The organism is Sphingobium sp. CECT 9361 (assembly GCF_918741285.1).
Classification (GTDB): Bacteria; Pseudomonadota; Alphaproteobacteria; order Sphingomonadales; family Sphingomonadaceae; genus Sphingobium.
In genome coordinates, this window is the sequence record NZ_CAKKNC010000001.1 from 299881 (window position 1) to 320421 (window position 20541).

20 protein-coding genes are annotated in these 20541 nt (G+C 61.2%); 10 read left to right on the forward strand and 10 right to left on the reverse strand.

The window, feature by feature from the left end; genetic code table 11:
* Positions 1–84 precede the first annotated feature (84 nt).
* Positions 85–816, forward strand: a complete 732-nt coding sequence (locus LQ220_RS01280) for a Crp/Fnr family transcriptional regulator (RefSeq protein ID WP_230186471.1) — start codon at positions 85–87, stop codon at positions 814–816.
* Positions 817–819: 3 nt separating this feature from the next.
* Here the strand turns inward: LQ220_RS01280 and LQ220_RS01285 are convergent, their stop codons facing one another.
* Positions 820–1386, reverse strand: a complete 567-nt coding sequence (locus tag LQ220_RS01285; RefSeq protein ID WP_230186472.1) for an HNH endonuclease — start codon at positions 1384–1386, stop codon at positions 820–822.
* 96 nt (positions 1387–1482) lie between these two features.
* Between LQ220_RS01285 and gluQRS the strand changes: the two genes are divergently transcribed.
* From gluQRS to LQ220_RS01315, 6 genes are all read left to right on the forward strand, one after another.
* Positions 1483–2358 (forward strand): tRNA glutamyl-Q(34) synthetase GluQRS, encoded by an 876-nt coding sequence (gene gluQRS, locus LQ220_RS01290; RefSeq protein ID WP_230187221.1) that lies wholly within the window; start codon positions 1483–1485, stop codon positions 2356–2358.
* 9 nt (positions 2359–2367) lie between these two features.
* Complete coding sequence (locus LQ220_RS01295; protein WP_230186473.1) at positions 2368–2601, forward strand: twin transmembrane helix small protein; 234 nt, start codon at positions 2368–2370, stop codon at positions 2599–2601.
* A gap of 3 nt (positions 2602–2604) precedes the next feature.
* Positions 2605–3174: a cob(I)yrinic acid a,c-diamide adenosyltransferase gene (locus LQ220_RS01300; protein ID WP_230186474.1), complete on the forward strand. Its 570-nt coding sequence runs from the start codon at positions 2605–2607 to the stop codon at positions 3172–3174.
* An 85-nt stretch (positions 3175–3259) separates the two neighbouring features.
* Positions 3260–4525 carry an ergothioneine biosynthesis protein EgtB gene (gene egtB / locus LQ220_RS01305; protein WP_230186475.1) on the forward strand — a complete coding sequence of 422 codons (1266 nt, stop codon included), beginning with the start codon at positions 3260–3262 and terminating at the stop codon, positions 4523–4525.
* Between the two features lie 4 nt (positions 4526–4529).
* Entirely contained in the window at positions 4530–5489 is a 960-nt protein-coding gene (egtD, locus tag LQ220_RS01310) for an L-histidine N(alpha)-methyltransferase (protein ID WP_230186476.1), read from the forward strand.
* 111 nt (positions 5490–5600) lie between these two features.
* Positions 5601–6470: a 3-hydroxyacyl-CoA dehydrogenase NAD-binding domain-containing protein gene (locus LQ220_RS01315; protein WP_230187222.1), complete on the forward strand. Its 870-nt coding sequence runs from the start codon at positions 5601–5603 to the stop codon at positions 6468–6470.
* A gap of 130 nt (positions 6471–6600) precedes the next feature.
* On the opposite strand, the gene LQ220_RS01320 is transcribed toward LQ220_RS01315, so the two are convergent.
* A complete protein-coding gene (locus tag LQ220_RS01320) occupies positions 6601–7929 on the reverse strand; it encodes a hemolysin family protein (protein ID WP_230186477.1) in 1329 nt (442 codons plus the stop codon).
* Positions 7930–8079: 150 nt separating this feature from the next.
* Between LQ220_RS01320 and LQ220_RS01325 the strand changes: the two genes are divergently transcribed.
* Both LQ220_RS01325 and LQ220_RS01330 read left to right on the forward strand, forming a co-directional pair.
* Positions 8080–8757, forward strand: a complete 678-nt coding sequence (locus LQ220_RS01325; protein ID WP_230186478.1) for an OmpA family protein — start codon at positions 8080–8082, stop codon at positions 8755–8757.
* A 358-nt stretch (positions 8758–9115) separates the two neighbouring features.
* Complete coding sequence (locus LQ220_RS01330) at positions 9116–10993, forward strand: alkaline phosphatase PhoX (RefSeq protein WP_230186479.1); 1878 nt, start codon at positions 9116–9118, stop codon at positions 10991–10993.
* A 110-nt stretch (positions 10994–11103) separates the two neighbouring features.
* On the opposite strand, the gene LQ220_RS01335 is transcribed toward LQ220_RS01330, so the two are convergent.
* From LQ220_RS01335 to LQ220_RS01365, 7 genes are all read right to left on the reverse strand, one after another.
* Complete coding sequence (locus LQ220_RS01335) at positions 11104–11634, reverse strand: DUF3833 family protein (RefSeq protein WP_230186480.1); 531 nt, start codon at positions 11632–11634, stop codon at positions 11104–11106.
* A gap of 153 nt (positions 11635–11787) precedes the next feature.
* The gene (gene lepA / locus LQ220_RS01340) at positions 11788–13593 is read right to left on the reverse strand and encodes a translation elongation factor 4 (RefSeq protein WP_230186481.1); all 1806 of its coding nucleotides are present in this window, start codon (positions 13591–13593) and stop codon (positions 11788–11790) included.
* A 31-nt stretch (positions 13594–13624) separates the two neighbouring features.
* The gene (locus LQ220_RS01345; protein WP_230186482.1) at positions 13625–14134 is read right to left on the reverse strand and encodes an ATP-binding protein; all 510 of its coding nucleotides are present in this window, start codon (positions 14132–14134) and stop codon (positions 13625–13627) included.
* Positions 14127–14681, reverse strand: a complete 555-nt coding sequence (gene pnuC / locus LQ220_RS01350; RefSeq protein ID WP_230186483.1) for a nicotinamide riboside transporter PnuC — start codon at positions 14679–14681, stop codon at positions 14127–14129. Before pnuC ends, LQ220_RS01345 begins: the two co-directional genes overlap by 8 nt.
* Positions 14682–14685: 4 nt before the next feature.
* Positions 14686–15387: a hypothetical protein gene (locus tag LQ220_RS01355; RefSeq protein ID WP_230186484.1), complete on the reverse strand. Its 702-nt coding sequence runs from the start codon at positions 15385–15387 to the stop codon at positions 14686–14688.
* Positions 15388–15390: 3 nt separating this feature from the next.
* Complete coding sequence (locus LQ220_RS01360) at positions 15391–15783, reverse strand: hypothetical protein (protein ID WP_230186485.1); 393 nt, start codon at positions 15781–15783, stop codon at positions 15391–15393.
* Positions 15784–16044: 261 nt separating this feature from the next.
* Entirely contained in the window at positions 16045–18672 is a 2628-nt protein-coding gene (locus LQ220_RS01365; protein WP_230186486.1) for an EAL domain-containing protein, read from the reverse strand.
* A gap of 112 nt (positions 18673–18784) precedes the next feature.
* Here LQ220_RS01365 and LQ220_RS01370 point away from each other — a divergent pair, with 112 nt between their 5' ends.
* Positions 18785–20104 carry an FAD-dependent oxidoreductase gene (locus tag LQ220_RS01370; RefSeq protein WP_230186487.1) on the forward strand — a complete coding sequence of 440 codons (1320 nt, stop codon included), beginning with the start codon at positions 18785–18787 and terminating at the stop codon, positions 20102–20104.
* A 15-nt stretch (positions 20105–20119) separates the two neighbouring features.
* Here LQ220_RS01370 and LQ220_RS01375 read toward each other — a convergent pair whose 3' ends face one another.
* Positions 20120–20536: a DUF3035 domain-containing protein gene (locus tag LQ220_RS01375; RefSeq protein ID WP_230186488.1), complete on the reverse strand. Its 417-nt coding sequence runs from the start codon at positions 20534–20536 to the stop codon at positions 20120–20122.
* Positions 20537–20541 lie beyond the last annotated feature (5 nt).

Sequence of the window (20541 nt, forward strand, 5' to 3'; positions counted from 1 at the left end):
TCATGTTGATGCAGCGCCAGGAAATGCAGCCAAAAGCCAATCCGGGCGTTCTGACGTCGTAACAATTGGTAAAAAGGTGAGCGCGTGACAGGCAGTTGTTTCGCAGAAAGATTGGAAAAGCACATTCCGCTGAACGAAGCGGAGCGGCGCGCCCTTGCGCGCCTTGAGGAATCGCAGCGCAAGGTTAAGCGCGGCGTCATAATCCAGCGCACGAATGAGCCGGTGAACGAGCTGTTCGTGCTGCGCCACGGTCGTGTGATGAGCTATATCATCCTGCCCGACGGCAGCCGCCAGATATTGCGCGTGTATTTTCCCGGCGATTTCATCGGATCGGCCAGCACGATTTACAGCAAGGCACCGGAGTCGCTGGTCGCACTGGCCGATTCCGTTCTGTGTCCCTTCGACAAGGCGGGCCTTCGGGTTTTGCTTGAGGAATATCCGCGCGTCGCTGCATTGATGTTCGTGCTGTCGCAGACGGAGCGAGTGGCACTGACCGACCGCCTTGCGTCGCTGGGGCGCACGTCGGCCAAGGCACGGGTTGCTGCGTTCCTGCTGGATATCGTCCATCGCCTGCGGGTGATGAATGACGACGTTACGGACACGTTCGACCTCAAACTGACGCAGGAAGAAATCGGGGACGCGGTGGGCCTGACCTCGGTTCATGTAAACCGCATGGTCCGGCAAATGGAGGCCGAAGGTCTGATCGCTCGATCGGATGGGCTGTATACCATATTGGACGAGAAGAAACTGACCGAGATCGGCCATTATACCGACCGCTACAGCGACCTCAATCTCGACTGGCTGCCGTCTGCCTGACGCTTAGGCCAGCAGTTCGATGTCCCAATAGAGCCAGTCGTGCCAGCTTTCGTGCAGATAGCCGGGCGGGAAGGCGCGGCCATGTTCCTGCAATTGCCAGGTCGTCGGCCGGATCGGCTGAATATGCAGGCGCATCCCGGCCTCGCGCGGGGTGCGCCCGCCCTTGCGCAAGTTGCACGGCGAGCAGGCCGTCGCGACATTCTCCCACGTCGTCCGCCCGCCTGCGCGGCGCGGAATGACATGGTCGAACGTCAGGTCGTGCAGCGATCCGCAATATTGGCAGGCAAACTTGTCGCGCAGGAACAGGTTGAACCGGGTGAACGCGGGATGTTCGGACGGTCGCACATATTGTTTGAGCGCGATGACCGAAGGAATCTTCATCTGGAAACTGGGGGAATGCACTTCGCGTTCGTATGTCGCGACGATGTCCACCCGGTCCAGAAACACCGCCTTGATTGCGGTCTGCCAAGGCCACAGGCTCAAAGGATAATAGCTGAGCGGGGTGTAGTCCGCATTAAGAACCAGCGCCGGGCAATTTTCCGGATGCCGTATCAGGTCGGGATGGTACATAGAAAAGCCTCTACCCCCTATCTGTCGCGCTGATCGCCGATAAACGTGACATGCGCATGACAGCATTACCACCATCGCCCGTCAAGAGTCTGTATGATGCCGCCGCACTTGCCACAGCATATCGTTACGCGCTTTGCGCCGAGCCCCACCGGGCGGTTGCATGTGGGGCATGGCTGGTCGGCGCTGATGGCGCATGATCTGGCGGGAGGGTCCGGGGGCAGGTTCCACTTGCGGATCGAGGATATCGACGGCGCGCGCAGTCGGCCCGAGCATGTGGCAGGGATCATGGAGGATCTTGCATGGTTGGGCCTTGGCTGGGACGGGCCGGCCGTGTTCCAGTCCCAGCGACTGGCAGCGTATGCGGCAGCGCTGGACCGGCTGAAAGCGATGGGCCTTGCCTATCCCTGTTTCTGCACGCGCGCGGATATCGCCGCGAGTGCGTCGGCGCCGCACGGACCGGAAGGGGCAATCTATCCCGGCACCTGTCGCCATGTCCCCGACGATGTGCGGGCCGACCGGATCGCACGCGAACCCCATGCCTGGCGGATCGACATGGCGCGCGCGGTGGCGATGGCCGGGCCGCTGACATGGGAGGATGACGATCGCGGCCCGATCCTCGCCGATCCGCTGGCGGCGGGCGACGTCGTGCTGGCGCGCAAGGATGCGCCGACCAGCTACCATCTGGCCGCCACGCTGGACGATGCGGCGATGGGCGTCACGCTGGTCCTGCGCGGGCGCGACTTGCTGGCGGCGACGGACATCCACCGGCTGTTGCAGGCGCTGCTCGATCTGCCGACGCCGGTCTATCGCCATCATGGCCTGCTGGTGGGCCCGGACGGCAAGCGTCTGGCCAAGCGCACCGGCGGCATCCAACTGGCGGAATTGCGTGCAAGTGGAGTCGATCCTGCCCGCTTGCGCGACGATTTGCGCGCCGGGGTGTTTCCGGCTGGAATTTCGCTGCAGAATACCTAGATTAGACCCATGAACACATTTCTCGTCATCCTCATCATCGCTGCAGCCTTCATGACGGTTTTCATGCTGGTGCGCGGCGTCGTCGCCTTCCTGAAGACGACGGAGGCGGAATTGAAATCGGATCAGGTCGGTCCCAGCGCGTCGAGCCTGAAACAGAACAAGGCGATGTTCGCGCGTATCGGTTTTCAAGCAGTGGCAGTGCTGCTGGTGGCATTGTTGATGTTGCTGAACGGCAAGCAATAGCGCGTGGTAAAACTCAATCGCATCTACACCCGCACCGGCGATGCGGGGACCACCGGCCTTGTCGATGGATCGCGCGTTGCCAAGCATGATCCGCGCATGGCGGCGATTGGCGATGTCGACGAAGCGAACAGCGCCATTGGCGTGGCCGTCGTAGCATTGGGTGACACGGCGGAAGCCACTGCGCTGCGCGTGATCCAGAACGATCTGTTCGATCTGGGCGCCGATCTGGCGACGCCCGGCGAAGATTTTACACCCAGCCCCATGGCCCTGCGCATCATTGCGACGCAGGTCGCCCGGTTGGAAGCGGAAATCGACGCGATGAACGAGAGTCTGTCGCCGCTCAACAGCTTCATCCTGCCGGGCGGATCGAATGCCGCAGCCGCCGTGCATCTGGCGCGCGCCATCGTGCGCCGTGCGGAACGCAGTGCTACGCTGGCGGCGCAGAGCGTGTCGATTAACCCGCAGGCGCTTGCGTATATCAATCGGCTTTCCGACTATTTATTCGTGCTCGCGCGGCGGGTAAATGATAATGGTGCCGCCGATGTGAAGTGGGTGCCCGGCGCTTCGCGCTGATAAATATCGTCAAAGGCGGGACATAATTTCGATTTCGTGCGCTTCATAACCGGAAGAGCGGTCAACCGCGTCGGGAGAGTTGGCAGTGACCATCGAATTTCAGAAACAGCATCGGTCCGATCCGGCCAGCCATTTTGCCTCGGTCCGTGCGCTGAGCGAAGCGCTGGTCCACCCTCTTTCCGATGCCGACGCCACCGGGCAGTCGATGGACGATGCCTCTCCGGCAAAATGGCACCTGGCGCATATCACCTGGTTCTTCGAGACGTTCGTGCTGCGCGATCATGTGCCGGGCTATGTCGCGTACGATCCGAAATTCTCCTATCTGTTCAACAGCTATTATGAAGCGGAAGGTGCGCGGCACGCGCGGCCCCATCGCGGATTGCTGACGCGCCCTTCGCTGGCGGAGATATTCAGCTATCGTCGGCACGTCGACGCTGCGCTTGTCCAGGCATTGCCCAAGCTATCGCCTGACATACAGGCGCTGGTCACGCTCGGCCTGCATCATGAGCAGCAGCATCAGGAATTGCTCCTTACCGATATCCTTCATCTGTTTGCCCAGAACCCTATCGAACCTGCCATGTGGGATGCGCCGAGCGCTCTGCCGGCGCCGATGCCCCAGCCGATCCAGTGGATCGAAGGGCGGCAGGGGGTCGTGACGACCGGCCATGCGGACGATAGTTTTGCCTTCGATTGCGAAGGGCCGGCGCACGATACGCTGCTAACCCCGCACGCGCTGGCCCATCGTACCGTCACCAATGGCGAGTGGATGGAATTCATTGCCGATGGCGGATATGCCGATGCGCGCCACTGGCTGTCCGACGGATGGGCATGGGTACAGCGTGAAGGCATCGTGGCGCCGCTCTATTGGCGCAAGGACGCACAGGGCTGGACGCGCTTTGGCCATGACGGTCGCCGCCCGGTCAATCCTGCTGCGCCGGTCGCGCATATCAGCCTGTACGAAGCCGACGCCTATGCCAGTTGGGCAGGCGCGCGTTTGCCGACCGAAGCGGAATGGGAAAGTGCGGCGCAAGGTTTCGATCCCGATGGTGGCAATCAGCTCGACGACGCCCGCTGCCCCCGTCCCCGTGCCTGCGAGCAGGCCGATGGGCTGGCGCAGATGTTCGGCGATGTGTGGGAATGGACCGGCAGTGCCTATCGCCCCTATCCCGGTTTCCGCGCAGCGGAAGGGGCCGTGGGCGAGTATAATGGCAAGTTCATGTCGGGCCAGTTCATCCTGAAGGGCGGCAGTTGCGCCACGCCCCGCGGCCATATGCGCCCATCCTACCGCAATTTCTTTTACCCGCATCAGCGCTGGCAGTTCACCGGTCTGCGTCTCGCAAAGGATATTTAGAACGATGCTGCTGACGCTCGACCGGGACGTCCCGACCACCGCTGTCGACCCCGCCTTTCGCCGGGATATTATCGACGGCCTGCGCCAAAGCCCCAAACGCACCTCCGCACGCTGGTTCTACGACCATCGCGGGTCGGAATTGTTCGAAGCCATCACCGATCTGCCCGAATATTATCCCACCCGCACCGAAACGGCGTTGCTGGCAGCGCATTGCCGGGAAGTGGGCACGCTGACCGGCGCGGGACGGGCAGTCATCGAATTTGGCGCAGGCAGCGCCATCAAGACGCCGCATCTGCTGTCCGCCATAGCGCCAGGCGCTTATGTGCCAGTGGATATCAGCGGCGATTTTCTGCGCGAAAGCAGCATCGTGCTGGCCGGGCAATTCCCCGATCTTCCGGTGCTGCCGGTCGAGGCGGACTTTACCGATGCGGTAACGCTGCCCGATGCGGTGCGGGGCATGCCGAAACTCGGCTTTTTCCCCGGATCGACCATCGGCAACATGACGCCTTATGAAGCGGTCGATCTGCTCCGCGCCATGCGGGCGTCGCTGGGCGACGGCGCGATGCTGCTGATCGGCATGGACCGGGTGAAGGACGAAGCCGTGCTGGTTCGCGCCTATGACGATGCGCAGGGCGTTACGGCGGCCTTCAACCTCAATCTGCTGACCCGAATCAACCGCGAACTGCATGGCACCATTCCCATGGATGCCTTCGCGCACAAGGCGATCTGGAACGACGCAGCGGCCCGGATCGAAATGCATCTGGTCGCGACGCGCAGCACAGCGTTCACGGTCGATGGCGTCGTGTTCGCGCTGGAGGAAGGCGAAAGCATCCACACCGAGAACAGCCACAAATATGGCCCCCGCGATGCGCGGCTGCTGCTGCGTGCCGGCGGCTGGCTGCCGACTCATGAATGGACCGACGCGGGCGATCAGTTTGCGCTGATGCTTGCGACGGTAGCGTAATGCGCGACCCTATTGTGCCGCGCGTTGCGCGTCCCCTCTGATTTTTGCCATAGCCTCGGCCTGCCTGTCCGGGTAGATGGCGGAACGGCATAATATCGAGAGGGAATGACAATGCAGGCTGTGGGTATCATCGGCGCGGGGCAAATGGGCGCAGGCATTGCGCAGGTTTCAGCGCAGGCAGGCTATGACGTGTTTCTGGCCGATGTGGACGTCGCGCGTGCTCAGGCGGGCAAGGATGGTATCGTCAAGCAGCTCAAGCGACTGGTCGAAAAGGAAAAGCTGACGGCCGATGCGGCGGACGCCGCAATCGCGCGGATCATGCCCGTCGGCGACTATTCCAGCATGCGTGCTGCCGGTCTCATCATCGAAGCGGCGACCGAGCGTGAAGAGATCAAGCGCGTCATTTTCGCCAAGGCCGCCGAAGTGCTCGCCCCCGACGCGGTGCTGGCGACGAACACGTCCTCCATTTCGATCACGCGGCTGGCGCAGGCATCCTCCGATCCCAGCCGTTTCGTCGGCATCCATTTCTTCAACCCTGTCCCGCTGATGGGGTTGGTCGAAGTCATTCACGGGCTGGCCACCAGCGAGCAGACGGTCAAGGTTGCAAGCGACTTCGCCACGAAAGTCGGCAAGCAGTCGGTGATCGTGAAGGACAGCCCCTGTTTCGTCGTCAACCGCATCCTCGTGCCGATGCTCAACGAAGCCTTCTTCGCGCTTGGCGAAGGTGTCGGATCGGTGAAGGATATCGACATGGGCCTGAAACTGGGCGCGGGTCATCCCATGGGTCCGCTCACCCTTGCGGACATGATCGGGCTGGACACGCTGCTCGAAGTGCTGCGCGTCCTGCAGAACGACTTTGGCGATCCCAAATATCGTCCCGCACCGATCCTCGTCAAATATGTCGAAGCGGGCTGGTATGGCCGCAAGACGGGCCGGGGCTTCTATGATTATTCGGGTGCGGAACCTGTTCCGACGATTTAACGGATGGCTTATACCGTTCGGGCTGAGCCTGTCGAAGCCTGCTCTTTCTTAAGAAGTGCAGCCCTTCGACAAGCTCAGGGCGAACGGAGGCAAGGGGACTAACCAGTCGGACTAATAGGAAGCGCTGTATTTACCGCCGCGCGACCAGCAGCTTGTCGATCTTGCGCCCGTCCATGTCGACGATCTCGAACCGCCATCCCTGATCGTCGAAATGCTCGCCCACTTCGGGCAGATGCTTGAGCACCCACAGCGCATGGCCCGCGACGGTGGCGTAATCGCGATCCTCCGACAGTTCGATGCCGATCCGGTCGGCCAGCAGGTCCACGGGCATCTGCCCCGAGACCAGCAAGCTGCCATCCTCCCGCTCGACGACATCGGGTTCGTCATACAGATCGCGGTCGGACGCAAACTCTCCGGCAATCGCGGACAGCAGATCGGCGGGGGTGAGGATCCCTTCGAAATGCCCATATTCGTCATGCACCATGACCATCGGCACATCGGCGCGGCGCAGCACTTCCAGCGCGTCCATCGCATCCACCTGATCCGGCACCACTTCGGCGCGGCGCATCAGCGCGCGCAGATCGAGCGTTTCGCCGCGGAACAGCGCGGACATGATGTCGCGCGCCTGGACGATGCCGACGATGTCCTCGACCGATCCTTGCCCCACGGGCAGGCGAGTGCGCGGCGTTTCCAGCAACCGCGCGCGAATCGCATCGCCGTCCGCATTTACATCGATCCAGTCGACCTCCATCCGCTGCGTCATGACTTCGCGTACCGGGCGGTCGGCCAGACGCACGACGCCCGAAATGATCGCACGCTCGCTTTCCTCGATCACGCCCGACTTGCTGGCTTCGGCGACGATGAGGTGCAGTTCCTCCGCCGTCACATGGCTTTCGGATTCGCGCTTCATGCCCAATATCCTGAAGATCAGCGCGCTGCTGCCATCCAGCAGCCAGACGACCGGCGCAGTGACTTTCGACAGCCACAGCATCGGGCGCGCCATGATGACGGCAATGGGTTCGGGCGCGCGCAACGCGAATTGCTTGGGCACCAGTTCGCCGACGATCAGCGACGCATAAGTGGTGATGCCGATCACGAGGGCGAACCCGACCGACTGCGCCGTGTCCGGATCGATGCCCAGCCCCAGCCGCGCAATCCGCGAACCGACCGGGCCGCCCAGACTCGCACCCGAATAGGCACCCGCCAAAATGCCGATCAGGGTAATGCCGATCTGAACCGTCGAAAGAAATTTGCCGGGGTCCGCCGATAGCATCAGGGCAACGGTCGCGCCTTTGCTTCCGCTCTTCTCAAGCCCCTGCAACCGTGCCTTGCGCGCCGACACGATGGCCAGTTCCGACATGGCGAATACGCCATTCAGCGCGATGAGCGCCAGGATGATGACGACGTCTGCCCAGGGAAAGGGCGTCAGCGGTGGGAGCGTGGTTGGGAGATCGGCCATGGTGGTCGATTACCCTAATGCCGCTATTCTGTCGGTTTCACAACAGCTACCTCATCCCCCGTTCAGTTCGCTTGTGGAACAAAGGCCGGTACAGGCTGTTTATCGCCGCACCAAGGCGCGTTGGACACGCTTAGAGAGGGACATTTTACTATGAAAATTGCACAGAAAATTCTTGGCACCGCCGGTCTGGGCGCGATGATGCTCACGGCGGCGTGCACGACCGATCCGAACACGGGCCAGCGCACCATTTCGAAGGCAGCCATCGGTGGCATCGGCGGCGCGTTGGGCGGCTATCTGCTGGGCGATCTGGTCGGCGGACGCCGCGACCGCACGGAAAAGATCGTGGGCGCAGGCATTGGCGGACTCGCGGGCGCGGGTATCGGCGCCTACATGGACGCACAGGAACGCAAGCTGCGCGAACAAACCGCAGGGTCGGGCGTGGACGTGATCCGCGATGGCGACAACCTGTTGCTGCGTATGCCCTCTGGCATCACCTTCGCCTATAACGACGCGGCAGTGCAGCCGCAGTTCCAGCCGACGCTGAACGATGTCGCAGCAGTGCTGGCGCAATATCCCAAGACCTATATCGACGTATATGGTCATACGGACAGCGATGGATCGGATGCGTATAACCAGACCCTGTCAGAGCGCCGCGCGACTTCGGTGGCGAATTATCTGAACAGCAAGGGCGTGCAGTCTGCGCGCATCGCGACGCGCGGCTATGGCGAAACCCAGCCCATCGCGTCCAACGCAACCGAGGAAGGCAAAGCCGCCAACCGCCGCGTCGAAATCAAGATCGTCCCGGTAACCGAAGGCGATATGCGCTAATCGTAAAAAGTCTGGAGCAGGTCGGTATCCGATAGCATCGGTCGACCTGCTCCAATGACATGTTCTGAAGCCCTTTTACGCTCTTCCGCTCTTCGTCATTATGCGAACTGCTGGAAATGACACAAGAAAATGGGCGTTTTATATGGGCTGTATCCGCATCTGCGATAGGGCGATGCATGGCTGAATGCCCCCATTAGCTGCCCAAAAACCACGCGACACATGAACGCAACATAAGCGTCATCCCCTTTTCACGGTGCAGCCATCTGCACGTCATGGATTGCTGCAATAGGTCTCCCCGCGCAATCGCGGCGTCTCGCCGCCCCGTCTTCGCAAGACGGACAAACATGGGGAAAAACCAATGTCTCATCTGACCGACGCGGCGCGTGCGCCGTTCCGTGACACCCATCTTGCGATCGAAGCGGGCGACAATAGCCTGGAAGCGATCGTTGCTGCCAATCCGTCGCGCCGTTCGATTTTGAAGAACAGCCTCTTCGGCCTCACCATGCTGCCGGCGCTGGGTGCGCTCGCAGCGTGCGACGACGACGATGACGTCACTCCTACGCCAACCCCCACGCCGCCGCCCCCGCCGCCGCCGCCCGCACCCAGCTATGCGATTGGCTTTGGCTCGGTCGCCCTCAACCGCAACGACATGGTCAGCGTGCCTACCGGCTACACCGTGGACGTTATGCTGAAAGCTGGCGATCTGGTTGAAGCGGGCACGGCCTATGCGCCGGGCAGCTTCCCGTCCAGCGCGACCCAGACCAACGCCTGGGCTGGCGGCAACCATGACGGCATGGAATATTTCCCGCTGTCGGGCGTCGATCCGAACACCGGCGGTCTGCTGGCGATCAACTTCGAATATCCCGACCTCAACATCCTGTTCCCCGGTGCCTTCACGGTCGGCAGTGGCACAGCGGATGAGAAGGCCATCGTCCTGTCCGCAGTCGGTGTCGCCGTGGTCGAAGTCGCGAAGGGTACGGACGGCAAGTTCGCGGTCAAGGCCGGTTCGCGCTACAACAAACGGTACAGCGGCAACACCAACTTCCGCGTTTCGGGCCCCGCCGCCGGTGTCCTGCCCGGCACGATCAAGGGCACGTTGAACAACTGCGCGTCGGGCCGCACGCCCTGGGATACCTACCTCACCTGCGAGGAAACGACGAACAACTACATCGACCCCGCACAGCCCGCGACGAGCTATGGCTGGGTATGCGAGATCGATCCGCTGCTGGAACTGGCACCGGCCACCAAGCGCACCGCGATGGGCCGGTTCAGTCACGAAAACGTGGCGTTCCTGACCGATAACGCCAACCGCGTCGCTTTCTACATGGGCGACGACTCTACGCCTGGCTGCATCTACAAGTTCGTCCCCGACCGGGCCTATAACCCGCAGAACCGCGCCGCGAATACCGATCTGCTGGACAATGGCACTCTGTACGTCGCGCGTTTCAACGCAAACGGCACAGGCGAGTGGCGCGCTCTGGTACAGGGCCAGAACGGCCTCGTCCCCGGTGCCTCCGATCCGCTCAACGTTCCCAACAGTGCCACGGCGCCGACCCCGGCGACTGTCAACTTCAACAATCAGGCCGATGTGCTCGTCAACACCGCCTCGGCCGCCCGCGTCGCTGGCGGTACGCAGATGGACCGTCCGGAGTGGATCACGGTAGCCCCGAACAAGCAGGCGATCTACGTCACGCTGACCAACAATAGCGGCCGTCGCAACGTCGACGCGCCGAACCCGCGGACGGCCAACCTGTGCGGCCATATCCTGAAGTTCCGGGAGACCGACGATTCGCCGCTCGCCACGGGCTTCACCTGGGAAGTGTTCCTGCTCGCCGGTAACCCCGCGCTTGCCGAGGATAATCTGAAGGGCAACATCAACGGCGATATCTTCTCCAGCCCCGACGGCCTGCGTATCGACCCGCAGGGCCGCCTGTGGGTGCAGACCGATCACAATCTGACTGGCTCTGTAGGGACTATCGGCGGTGTGGCGCAGACGCAGGAAAGCGCGTTCGGCAACAACAGCATGTATCATGTCGACCAGACGTCAAAGCTGTCCAAGCGGTTCCTGGTGGGCCCGGTCGGCTGCGAGATCACCGGCATTGCCTATACGCCGGACCTCAAGAACTTCTTCATCAACATCCAGCACCCCACGGGTAACTGGCCGGTGGCGGGGCAGCTGCCGCGCTCTTCCACCATCGTGGTGAGCCGCACGGACGCGCAGCCGGTCGGCAACTGATCGGGCGTTTCATACGACGAACGGAAAGGCCGGGAGCGATCCCGGCCTTTTCTGTCTTTGGGATGGCCTGTGCGGGCGCACAACCGCCGCACATCCGGCGAAAGCGGTCATTAATCCAGCTTGCGGATTGTCTCTTCCAGCGTGGCGACGGTCATTCCGAATTTCCGGATGGTCATCGCATTGTGGACCGACAGGCCGTCGGGCCGCAGCGTCAGTTTCTGTTCGGCCTGCAATCCGCCCTTCATGGCGAAGCGCAGGTTCAGGACATTGTCGGTCATCACGCCCTTTACCGGCCCGGACGCATCGCTGAGCGTTCCTTCATAGCGGCCCGGCGCAACCATGCGAATACGCCAGGATCGGTTCTTGACCGGCTTGCCTTCCTCGGCGACGACTTGCGATACGGCAAGGGCGCCATCGGCTTCGACGCGGCCCGTGCTGTCGACATGAATGGCCTTGGCGCGGGACATCATGACCTTCAATCGTGCATCGCCCACCGTTCGTCCGGCGAAAAACGCTGCCGGATCGAATTTTCGCGCGGGTGGGGCTGCGCCGATGCTCGTCGATACGCATAGCAGGCCAAGCGAGAGCAGCGCGCCCGCGCGCGTTCGCACCACATTATAACGACAGGGATTCGCCAACATCGCGTGAGACTACGCGCATGGCGTCGCCCTCACAATGCAACAGCCTGGATATTATTCTGCCCCAGATTCGCTGGAGCAATCGCAGCGCTACTTAAGTGCGACCGGAGCTTTTCAGGCTCGCGGGTTCCGTCCCAGCGAAGCGTTGCGACGCGTTTACTCTTCGCCCATCCGCAATGCGGCGATGAAGGCTTCCTGCGGGATCTGCACGCTGCCATATTCGCGCATCCGCTTCTTGCCTTCCTTCTGCTTGTCGAGCAGCTTTTTCTTGCGGCTGATGTCACCACCATAGCATTTGGCGGTCACGTCCTTGCGCATCGCCGCAATCGTCTCGCGCGCGATCACCTTGCCGCCGATGGCTGCCTGAATCGGGATCTTGAACAGGTGGCGGGGGATCAGGTCTTTCAGCCGTTCGCACATGCCGCGTCCGCGCGTTTCTGCCGTGCCGCGATGCACGATCATGCTCAGCGCATCGACTGGCTCGGCATTGACCATGATGCTCATCTTGACCAGATCGCCTTCGCGATAGCCGATCTGGTGATAGTCGAAGCTGGCATAGCCGCGGCTGATGCTCTTCAGACGGTCGTAGAAATCGAACACCACTTCGTTGAGCGGCAGTTCGTATGTCACCTGCGCACGCCCGCCGACATAGGTCAGGTTCTTCTGGATACCGCGCCGGTCCTGACACAGCTTCAGGATGGAGCCGAGATATTCGTCGGGGCAGTAGATGATCGCCTCGATCCACGGTTCCTCGATGCTGCCGATCTTCGTGGGATCGGGCATGTCGGCGGGATTATGCAGTTCGATCTCGCCATTATTGTGCGTCAACTGGATCTTGTAGACCACCGACGGCGCGGTGGTAATCAGGTCCAGGTCATATTCGCGCGTCAGCCGCTCCTGAATGATTTCCAGATGCAGCAGGCCCAAAAACCCGCAGCGGAAGCCAAAGCCCAGCGCCGCGCTGCTTTCCATCTCGAAACTGAAAGAGGCGTCGTTCAACCGCAGCTTGGAAATGCTGTCGCGCAGTTTGTCGAAGTCCGCGGCGTCGACGGGAAAGAGCCCGCAGAACACCACCGGCTGCACTTCCTTGAACCCCGGCAGCGGCTTGGCAGCGGGATTCTTGACCGTGGTGATGGTGTCGCCGACGCGCGTCTGGCTGATGTCCTTGATCTGCGCCGTGATAAATCCGATTTCGCCGGCTGCGATTTCCGGCAGCGTCTCGATCTTGGGACGCATACAGCCGACGCGGTCGATCAGATGTTCGGTCCCGCCGATCATGAACTTGATGTTCTGGCCCTTCTTGATCACGCCATTGACGACGCGGACCAGAATGACGACGCCCAGATAGGGGTCGTACCAGCTATCGACCAGCATCGCTTCCAGCGGCGCGTCGCGGTCGCCCTTGGGCGCGGGGATTTTCTTGACGATGGCTTCCAGAATATCGTCAATGCCGATCCCCGATTTGGCCGACGCCAGCACCGCTTCGGACGCATCCAGACCGATGACGTCCTCGATTTCCTTGCGCACCTTTTCCGGCTCGGCGGCGGGCAAATCGATCTTGTTGATGACGGGCACGATCTCATGGTCATGCTCGATCGACTGATACACGTTCGCCAGCGTCTGCGCTTCGACGCCTTGCGCGGCATCGACCACCAGCAAAGCGCCTTCGCACGCGGCAAGGCTGCGCGACACTTCATAGGCGAAATCGACATGCCCCGGCGTGTCCATCAGGTTAAGCTCATAGAGCAACCCGTCGGACGCGGTGTAGTCAAGGCGCACCGTCTGCGCCTTGATCGTGATGCCGCGTTCTTTCTCAATGTCCATGTTATCAAGGACTTGCGCCGACATTTCGCGGTCGGTCAGGCCACCGCAGCGTTGGATCAGCCGGTCGGCGAGCGTGGACTTGCCATGGTCGATATGGGCGATGATAGAGAAGTTACGGATGCGGCTGAGTTCGGTCATGCAGCGCCGATAGCAGCAAGCAATCGCCCTGTCAGCAGGCGCCCGCAATTGCAGCGATTGCAGCATCGAACCGCTGATCCCCATCGCCGCCGATCTGTACCCACCGCACGCCTCGTCGCTCCAGCTCCGCGCGGCACAGATCGAAGAAGCGAATCTGATCGGCGCGGTCAGGAAACATGCGCACCTCGTCCCCCACCCACGGCAGGTCGACGTTCATCAACAAATACAGATCGCCGGTATCGCGAAAGGCATCGAGCGTCGGGTTCCGCTCACCGAACAGCATCATGCTCCACGCAGCCGTCATCAGCGGATCGGTATCCTGGAACAGCATGTCCCTGGCTTTGTGCGCCATCTCGGCGCATTGCGCGATATGGCCTTCCATGATCGCCACCAGATCGCCGGGCGTCAGGTCGGTGCCATGTGTCTCACAATAGGTGCGGCCATATTCCGGCACCCAGACGGTGCCGAAGTGCGCGGCAAGCCGCGCTGCCAAAGTCGACTTGCCCGTACTCTCCGGCCCATGCAGCACAATGTTACGCACGGCGCGCGCGCATCCATTGCCTCAGCCCGACGATCGACAGGATCAGGAACACGCCATACAACCCCGCCGTCAGATGCAGCCCCCGGCTCCAGTACAAGCCAACCGCAAGCACATCGACGACGACCCAGCCGATCCAGTTCTCGATGAAGCGCTTTGCCAGCAGAAACTGCGACAGCACGCTTAGCATCGCGACCGTCGCATCCCAGTGCGGCGCCGCTGCATCGGTATAGCGGGCCATCATGCTGCCCCATCCCGCACTGGCTGCTATGGCCATTGAAACAGCAACCACGCGCCCTTGCCTGGAAAGCCAGCGTACGGGGACTTCCTGCCCCTGGCCAGTCCCATGCCAGTGCCACCAGCCATAGATGTTTAGGATCAGGAAGAAGCCTTGCAACAGCACATCGCTATACAATCGCGCTTCGAAGAAGATCAGGGCATACAGCGACACCATCGCGATACCGAACGGGTAATTCCATACGCTCCGTCGTACCAGCAGCACGATATTGGCCAGGCCCAGGGCCACGGCGATCCCTTCGAGTATCGACAACCTGTCAGTCCGATGCGTTGGCGACGTTATACTGGAACAACTCCGCCTGCGTCAGGCAGCGGCGGGTGGACTTGTCGTCCCCCGATCCTTCGATGGCCTTCTGACGGTACATCACATCGGTCAGCAGTTTGCGCGATACACCCATGCGGATCAAAAAATCATTGTCGTCGCTCGCCAGCAGCGCAGAGCTTTGTTCGATGTCGCCGATCATATCGACGGCGCTATCGGCGTCTTCCTGTATCTCTTCCTTGATCGCAGCGCGATCGCCCAGATGCGTGAACATGTGGACCATATACAGGCCGCCCGGCTCGACGATCCGCACCGTGCCGCCCATGAACATGAAGTTGCATGCGGAGAAACACGCCCAGCCCTTCGGGATGCGTGTCACCACATTGGGATAATTCTTCCGGATCAGTCGCCCCGCCTCGTTACCGACCGATGCCACGCCGCCGGGGGAGCGGAGCCAGATCTCGCTGATATCCGGATTGGCCTGCAGCGTTTGGAAGAGGCGCGGCATCAAGCCCTTGTCGATGGCGCCTTCCGCCATCAGCACCTTCATGCCGCTCTGGCTCTTCACCGTCAGTTGCATGGTTTTGTTGGTCGACCAATCGGGCTGCATCGGGCAGGTCGGGTTTTTGGGATCCGCGGTTGGGCCGGCGGCGGCAGTGAGCATCACGCCGCAAACAGCCGCTAAGACACTGCGCACCCGCTATGCCTGCAGGACGTAGCGCGGCTGACCTGGGCCGCGGCACATGCGTTTCTGCACGCGCGTCTCTTCGCCTTCCACGATGACGACGTCGGTTACCATCATACACTTGCTGCCGTCCGCAAGTTTGGTCGACGAATCGACTGTCGATGACCCGGACACGTTGGCGCGGGTGCCGCTTTCCCAGGAGATTGCACTGCCCGCGCCGCCCGAACGCTCGGCTTCTTCCACCGCTTGCGTGGTGGCCGTGGCTGCTTGTTCCTGTTCCTGCGGATCGAGGCGGCAGGCAATGGCTTCGGATAAGGTGTCGCTGAACTGCGACACCGGCACGAAGCTGCTGACGCCGGCACGGCTTGCGGTGCGTCCGGCGATACCGCCCGAGACGCTACCCAGCATGGCCTTTCCCTTTTTGCTCCTATCGCTTTTACATTTGGTATCGCTGCTGTCGCCGCTATCGCGTGCGCCACGGGCAAAATCGTTCAAGATACCAAATTGCGCGAACGCAGGCGATGGAATTACCGCTGCAACCGCAAGCATCATGCCTATAGGACAAATTACAGAACCACTACGCATGAATACTTCCCCAACCTTCAACTACCATCGTATAGATGGTTACGCTGAACGGTTCCAGTTCGCAGTGACTGGTGTCACAGGCCATTAGGAGGCCAAGGCGCGGAGCCCCACTGTCTTCATGCGATTGAGATCGGCCTGCACGAGAAATTCAATGCCCATGCGATCTTCTACGGACCATCGGCATTGTGCCGGCAGGACATAGCCTTCCGCCAGCTCGATCTGGAATGTCGTTCCGGTTGGCACGTTCCACAATCCTTCCACCAGCGCACCGGTCGACGATATGTTACGGATGCGCCCATTGTAACGATGTCCATCATGGGTGACGGCCACGGACCGTAGCATCGCCTTGCGTACGGGTCGGCTGGATTGGAAGCCATCGCGCGGCACGACGGCGTGGACGTCTTTCAGGGCTTCTTTCGTAGCGTCCGCTTCCTTCGGCTTGCCATAAATATAGCCTTGCACATGGCTCACGCCTAATGACCGGATCAGCTCCAGTTCGTCATGCGTTTCAACGCCTTCCGCCGTCGTATCCATCGACAGCGCTTCGGCCAAGCTGACGATGGATTTGATGATCGCGCTATTGCGGCTTCCCGCTATCGCGGCACCACGCACGAAACTCTGGTCGATCTTGATCTTGTCGAATGGCGCTTTCTTCAGATACCCCAACGAGGAATAGCCGGTGCCAAAGTCGTCCAGAGCGAGGCGAACACCGATTTTCTTAAGCCGGGCAAACATGAGGTCGGTGTCCGCATCGTCGTTCAGGAATACGCCTTCAGTGATTTCCAGTTCCAGCCGTGGGGGTGCCAAGCCTGTGCTGGCCAGCGCGCTGACAACAATGCCCGGAAAAGCTGGATTGGTGAACTGAATGGGAGAGACGTTGACAGCCACCCGAATATGTTCCGGCCAACCGACAGCGTCTGCACAAGCGGTCCGCAACACCCATTCGCCAATTTGCGCGATCAGGCCGGTTTCTTCCGCAATGGGAATGAACAGCGCTGGCGAAATGGCACCGCGCGTGGGGTGTTCCCAACGCAGCAGCGCTTCATAACCCGAAATCCGCTCGGTTATTGCGCTGACAACCGGCTGATAGACCAAATGCAGGCCTTCGGAGGCCAGTGCCTTGCGTAAGTCCTCTTCCAACTGTCGCCGATCTTCCGCGTCCGCATGCATCTCGGCTGAGTAAAATCGGAATATGCCGCGACCCTCGCCCTTTGCGGCATACAGCGCCAGGTCGGCGTTGCGGATCAATGCGTCCGATGTCACGCCGTCGGCAGGACACAGCGCTATGCCAATCGAGGCACCGATGACCACCTGATTGCCGTCAATGGAATAAGGTTGCGATAATGAGGCAATGATCGCCGTGGCCAAGGACGCCAATTCCCGATGGTCGATGCAGGCTGGCAGCACCACCTTGAACTCGTCGCCCCCAAGCCGACCGACACGACCCTTTTCATCGATTATCCGCTGAAGGCGCTGGCTGACATTGCGCAGCAATTGGTCGCCTGCAGGATGCCCAAGCGTATCGTTGACGATTTTGAACCTGTCGAGATCCAGCATGAGCAGTGCGCATTCGCCCGGTTTGCCCTGTGCACCCGATACAGCTTGTTCCAATGTCCGCATCATTTGAACCCGGTTCGCCAAACCGGTCAGCGAATCATATTGCGCCAGCCGCGTGACTTCCGCTTGGCTGCGACGGATTTCCGTCAGATCGCTGCCGCTCCCGCGAAACCCTTTGAACTGGCCGAAATCATCCACAATGGGCTGTCCCGATACCGCCCAGAACCGATCCTCTGCTACGCTGGCCACCTGAACGGAGATTTCCGAGAAAGCTGTACGAGCGGAAAAGTGGAAACCGAGGGATCGCTCCCCGTCGTCTTTTTGCGAATATCCCTGCGTAACGAGATCGATCAATCGCTGACCTATCAGCGCCTCGCCCGGCTTTCCCAGACTTTGCGCCAAGGTTTCGGAAATATAAGTGAGCGCACCCGTACGATCCGTTTCCCAGAACCAGCCGCGCCCCGATCGTTCGAAGTCAGACAGCAGCCGTTCGGCCCGCCGCCCCCTGTGCTCGTTCGCATGGCGTGCCTGCAACCGCTGTTGATCGACGAACGCCTGACACACAGTCACAAGTGCCATGGACAGGACGAGCGCCAGCACTGCCATCCCTAACAGCAAACTCCCGCTCGCAATGGCCATGACCGTGCCAGCCCCGGAAACATAGGCCAGGCCAAGGATACGCTGGCCGCCGCAGATGCCCATGGCCAGCAATCCGACCACAAGCGTTAGCAGCGCATAAAGAGACAGGTGCACTGCCGGTACGATCGTCCATAAGCCAATGCTGTACGTAGCCCCGGAAAGCATCATGGCTTGGAGCATGATCCACATTTGCACATGCGGGCGCTTTCGATTGATTGTCGATACGCGGGGGGCAAGACAAATAACCGCATCGAGCACAAGGATCGTGCCAACTATCGCAACAGCAGCGGGCGTTAGAAATGCCGATTTGATGCCGGGGACTGTCGCCACGATCGCTGCCGCCACAAGCAGGCGCGCTGCGATCATAACGGGCCAAAGTCTGGCCAGTGACCGAAGTGCCGCAATGATCCACAGGGGCGGCGCATCATGTCCGCCATCGGCAAGCCCCAGCGACATCATCAGCGATGCAGAACGCGATTCGGGTCGGCGGTGCAGGAACGCGCGGGATAAAGACATAGACGCTAATTGCCTGTGACTAATTGATATCTGGTTACGTAACGAACGCCCTTGCGCTTTGCACGGAGGCCATCCGGCGCTAGGATAGGCAAAACCATGAGAGGAGACCTGTATGCGCCACATCGCGATCGTCGGATCGGGGCCAGCGGGCTACTACACCGCCGAGGCTTGCACCAAGACCTTCGGTGAGAATGCACGGGTCGATATCATCGACCGCATGCCGGTGCCGTTCGGGTTGATCCGAACGGGCGTTGCGCCCGACCATCAATCGATCAAAGCCGTTTCCCAGAGATATGACGCGGTATCGCTGGGCGACAATGTGCGCTTCATCGGCAATGTCTCGATTGGGCAGGACGTGTCGATTGCCGAATTGCTGTCGCTATACGATGCCGTAGTGCTCGCGACAGGCGCGCCGAATGATCGCACTCTGGACGTTCCGGGCGACGATCTGCCTGGCGTCATCGGCAGTGCGGCATTTGTCGGCTGGTATAATGGCCACCCGGACCATGCAACGCTCAGCCCGCCCCTGAATGGCGATCATGCCGTGATACTTGGTAATGGCAATGTGGCGCTGGACGTTGCCCGGATACTTGCCAAAACGCCTGAAGAGTTTGCCGGAAGCGACATTGCGCGGCATGCCCTGGATGTGCTGGCGCAATCGTCCTTAACGCACATTACGATCATCGGACGCCGGGGACCGCATCAAATCGCAATGACGCCCAAGGAGCTTGAGGAGCTGGAGCGTCTGGAACGCGCGGACATGCAGGTTTCGGCGAGCGATTTCCCCCCGGTTGCGGAGGACGCCGCACTGGAACCGGGCTTGCGCAAATCAGTGGGGTTGCTGCGAACGTTCGCCGGTCGGGACACCGTGAATAAGCCGATGCGCGTAACGTTCGATTTCTTTGCGATGCCAGTCGCGGTGGAAGGCGAAGGGAAGGTAGAGCGGCTGATTGTCGAGCAGACGCAGGTCGACGAGGACGGCCATTTAGCGGGTACGGGAGAGCAGTATGCAATCGAGGCCGATATGATCATATCCTGCATCGGATACCGCACCCCACCTATCGAAGGCGTCCCCTACGATGTCGATCATGGCCGTTTCGCCAATCAGGACGGCAGGATCGAGCCGGGTCTGTATTGCGTTGGATGGGCGCGGCGCGGCCCCACCGGGACCATCGGCACGAACAGGCCTGATGGATATGACATCGTCGAGCGTATTGCGTCCGACCTTGCCTCCGGGGTTACCGACCGATCGGGCGATAGCGGTCTGGATGCGTTGCTGAACGAACGGGGTGTCGCGCCGGTATATTTCAGCGACTGGCAGCGGATCGACGCGGCGGAACGCGATCGGGCGCGGGACGGTGCGCCGCGTGAAAAGTTCACGACGGTCGAGGATATGCTGGCCGCAGCGCATGGTGAAGACGCGGCGCGCTGACGCCGCGTCTCACAATCAGTTGGGTGTAGCAGCCCGTGCGTTCTGGCCGTCACCTTCGGGAGCGGCGATGATGTCGCGGGTGGTTGCGCCCTTGTCGACGACATTGGTGTCGGGATCGGCGACCGAGGAGCGGATGCCGGGATCGGCGCTGCCGCGACCGGCGCTGGTGAGAGCCGACGTTTCCGTGCTGCTGCGGGCGGCGGCGCCACCGAACATGGCGTTCATCGCCTGACGGGTCGAATCCGCAGTGGCCACCGGAGCGGCGCCCGGCGCAGGAGGCACGAGCGCGAAGTCGGGCGGAATCACCAGCGGTGCCTGACGCGAAACCGCGAATTCATCGGGGCGTTCGCGGTTGAACAGGCCAGTCGAGCCGCATGCCGACAGCGCCGACATCCCGGCGATCAGGCCACAGGCGAGAACAATTTTACGCATTTTCA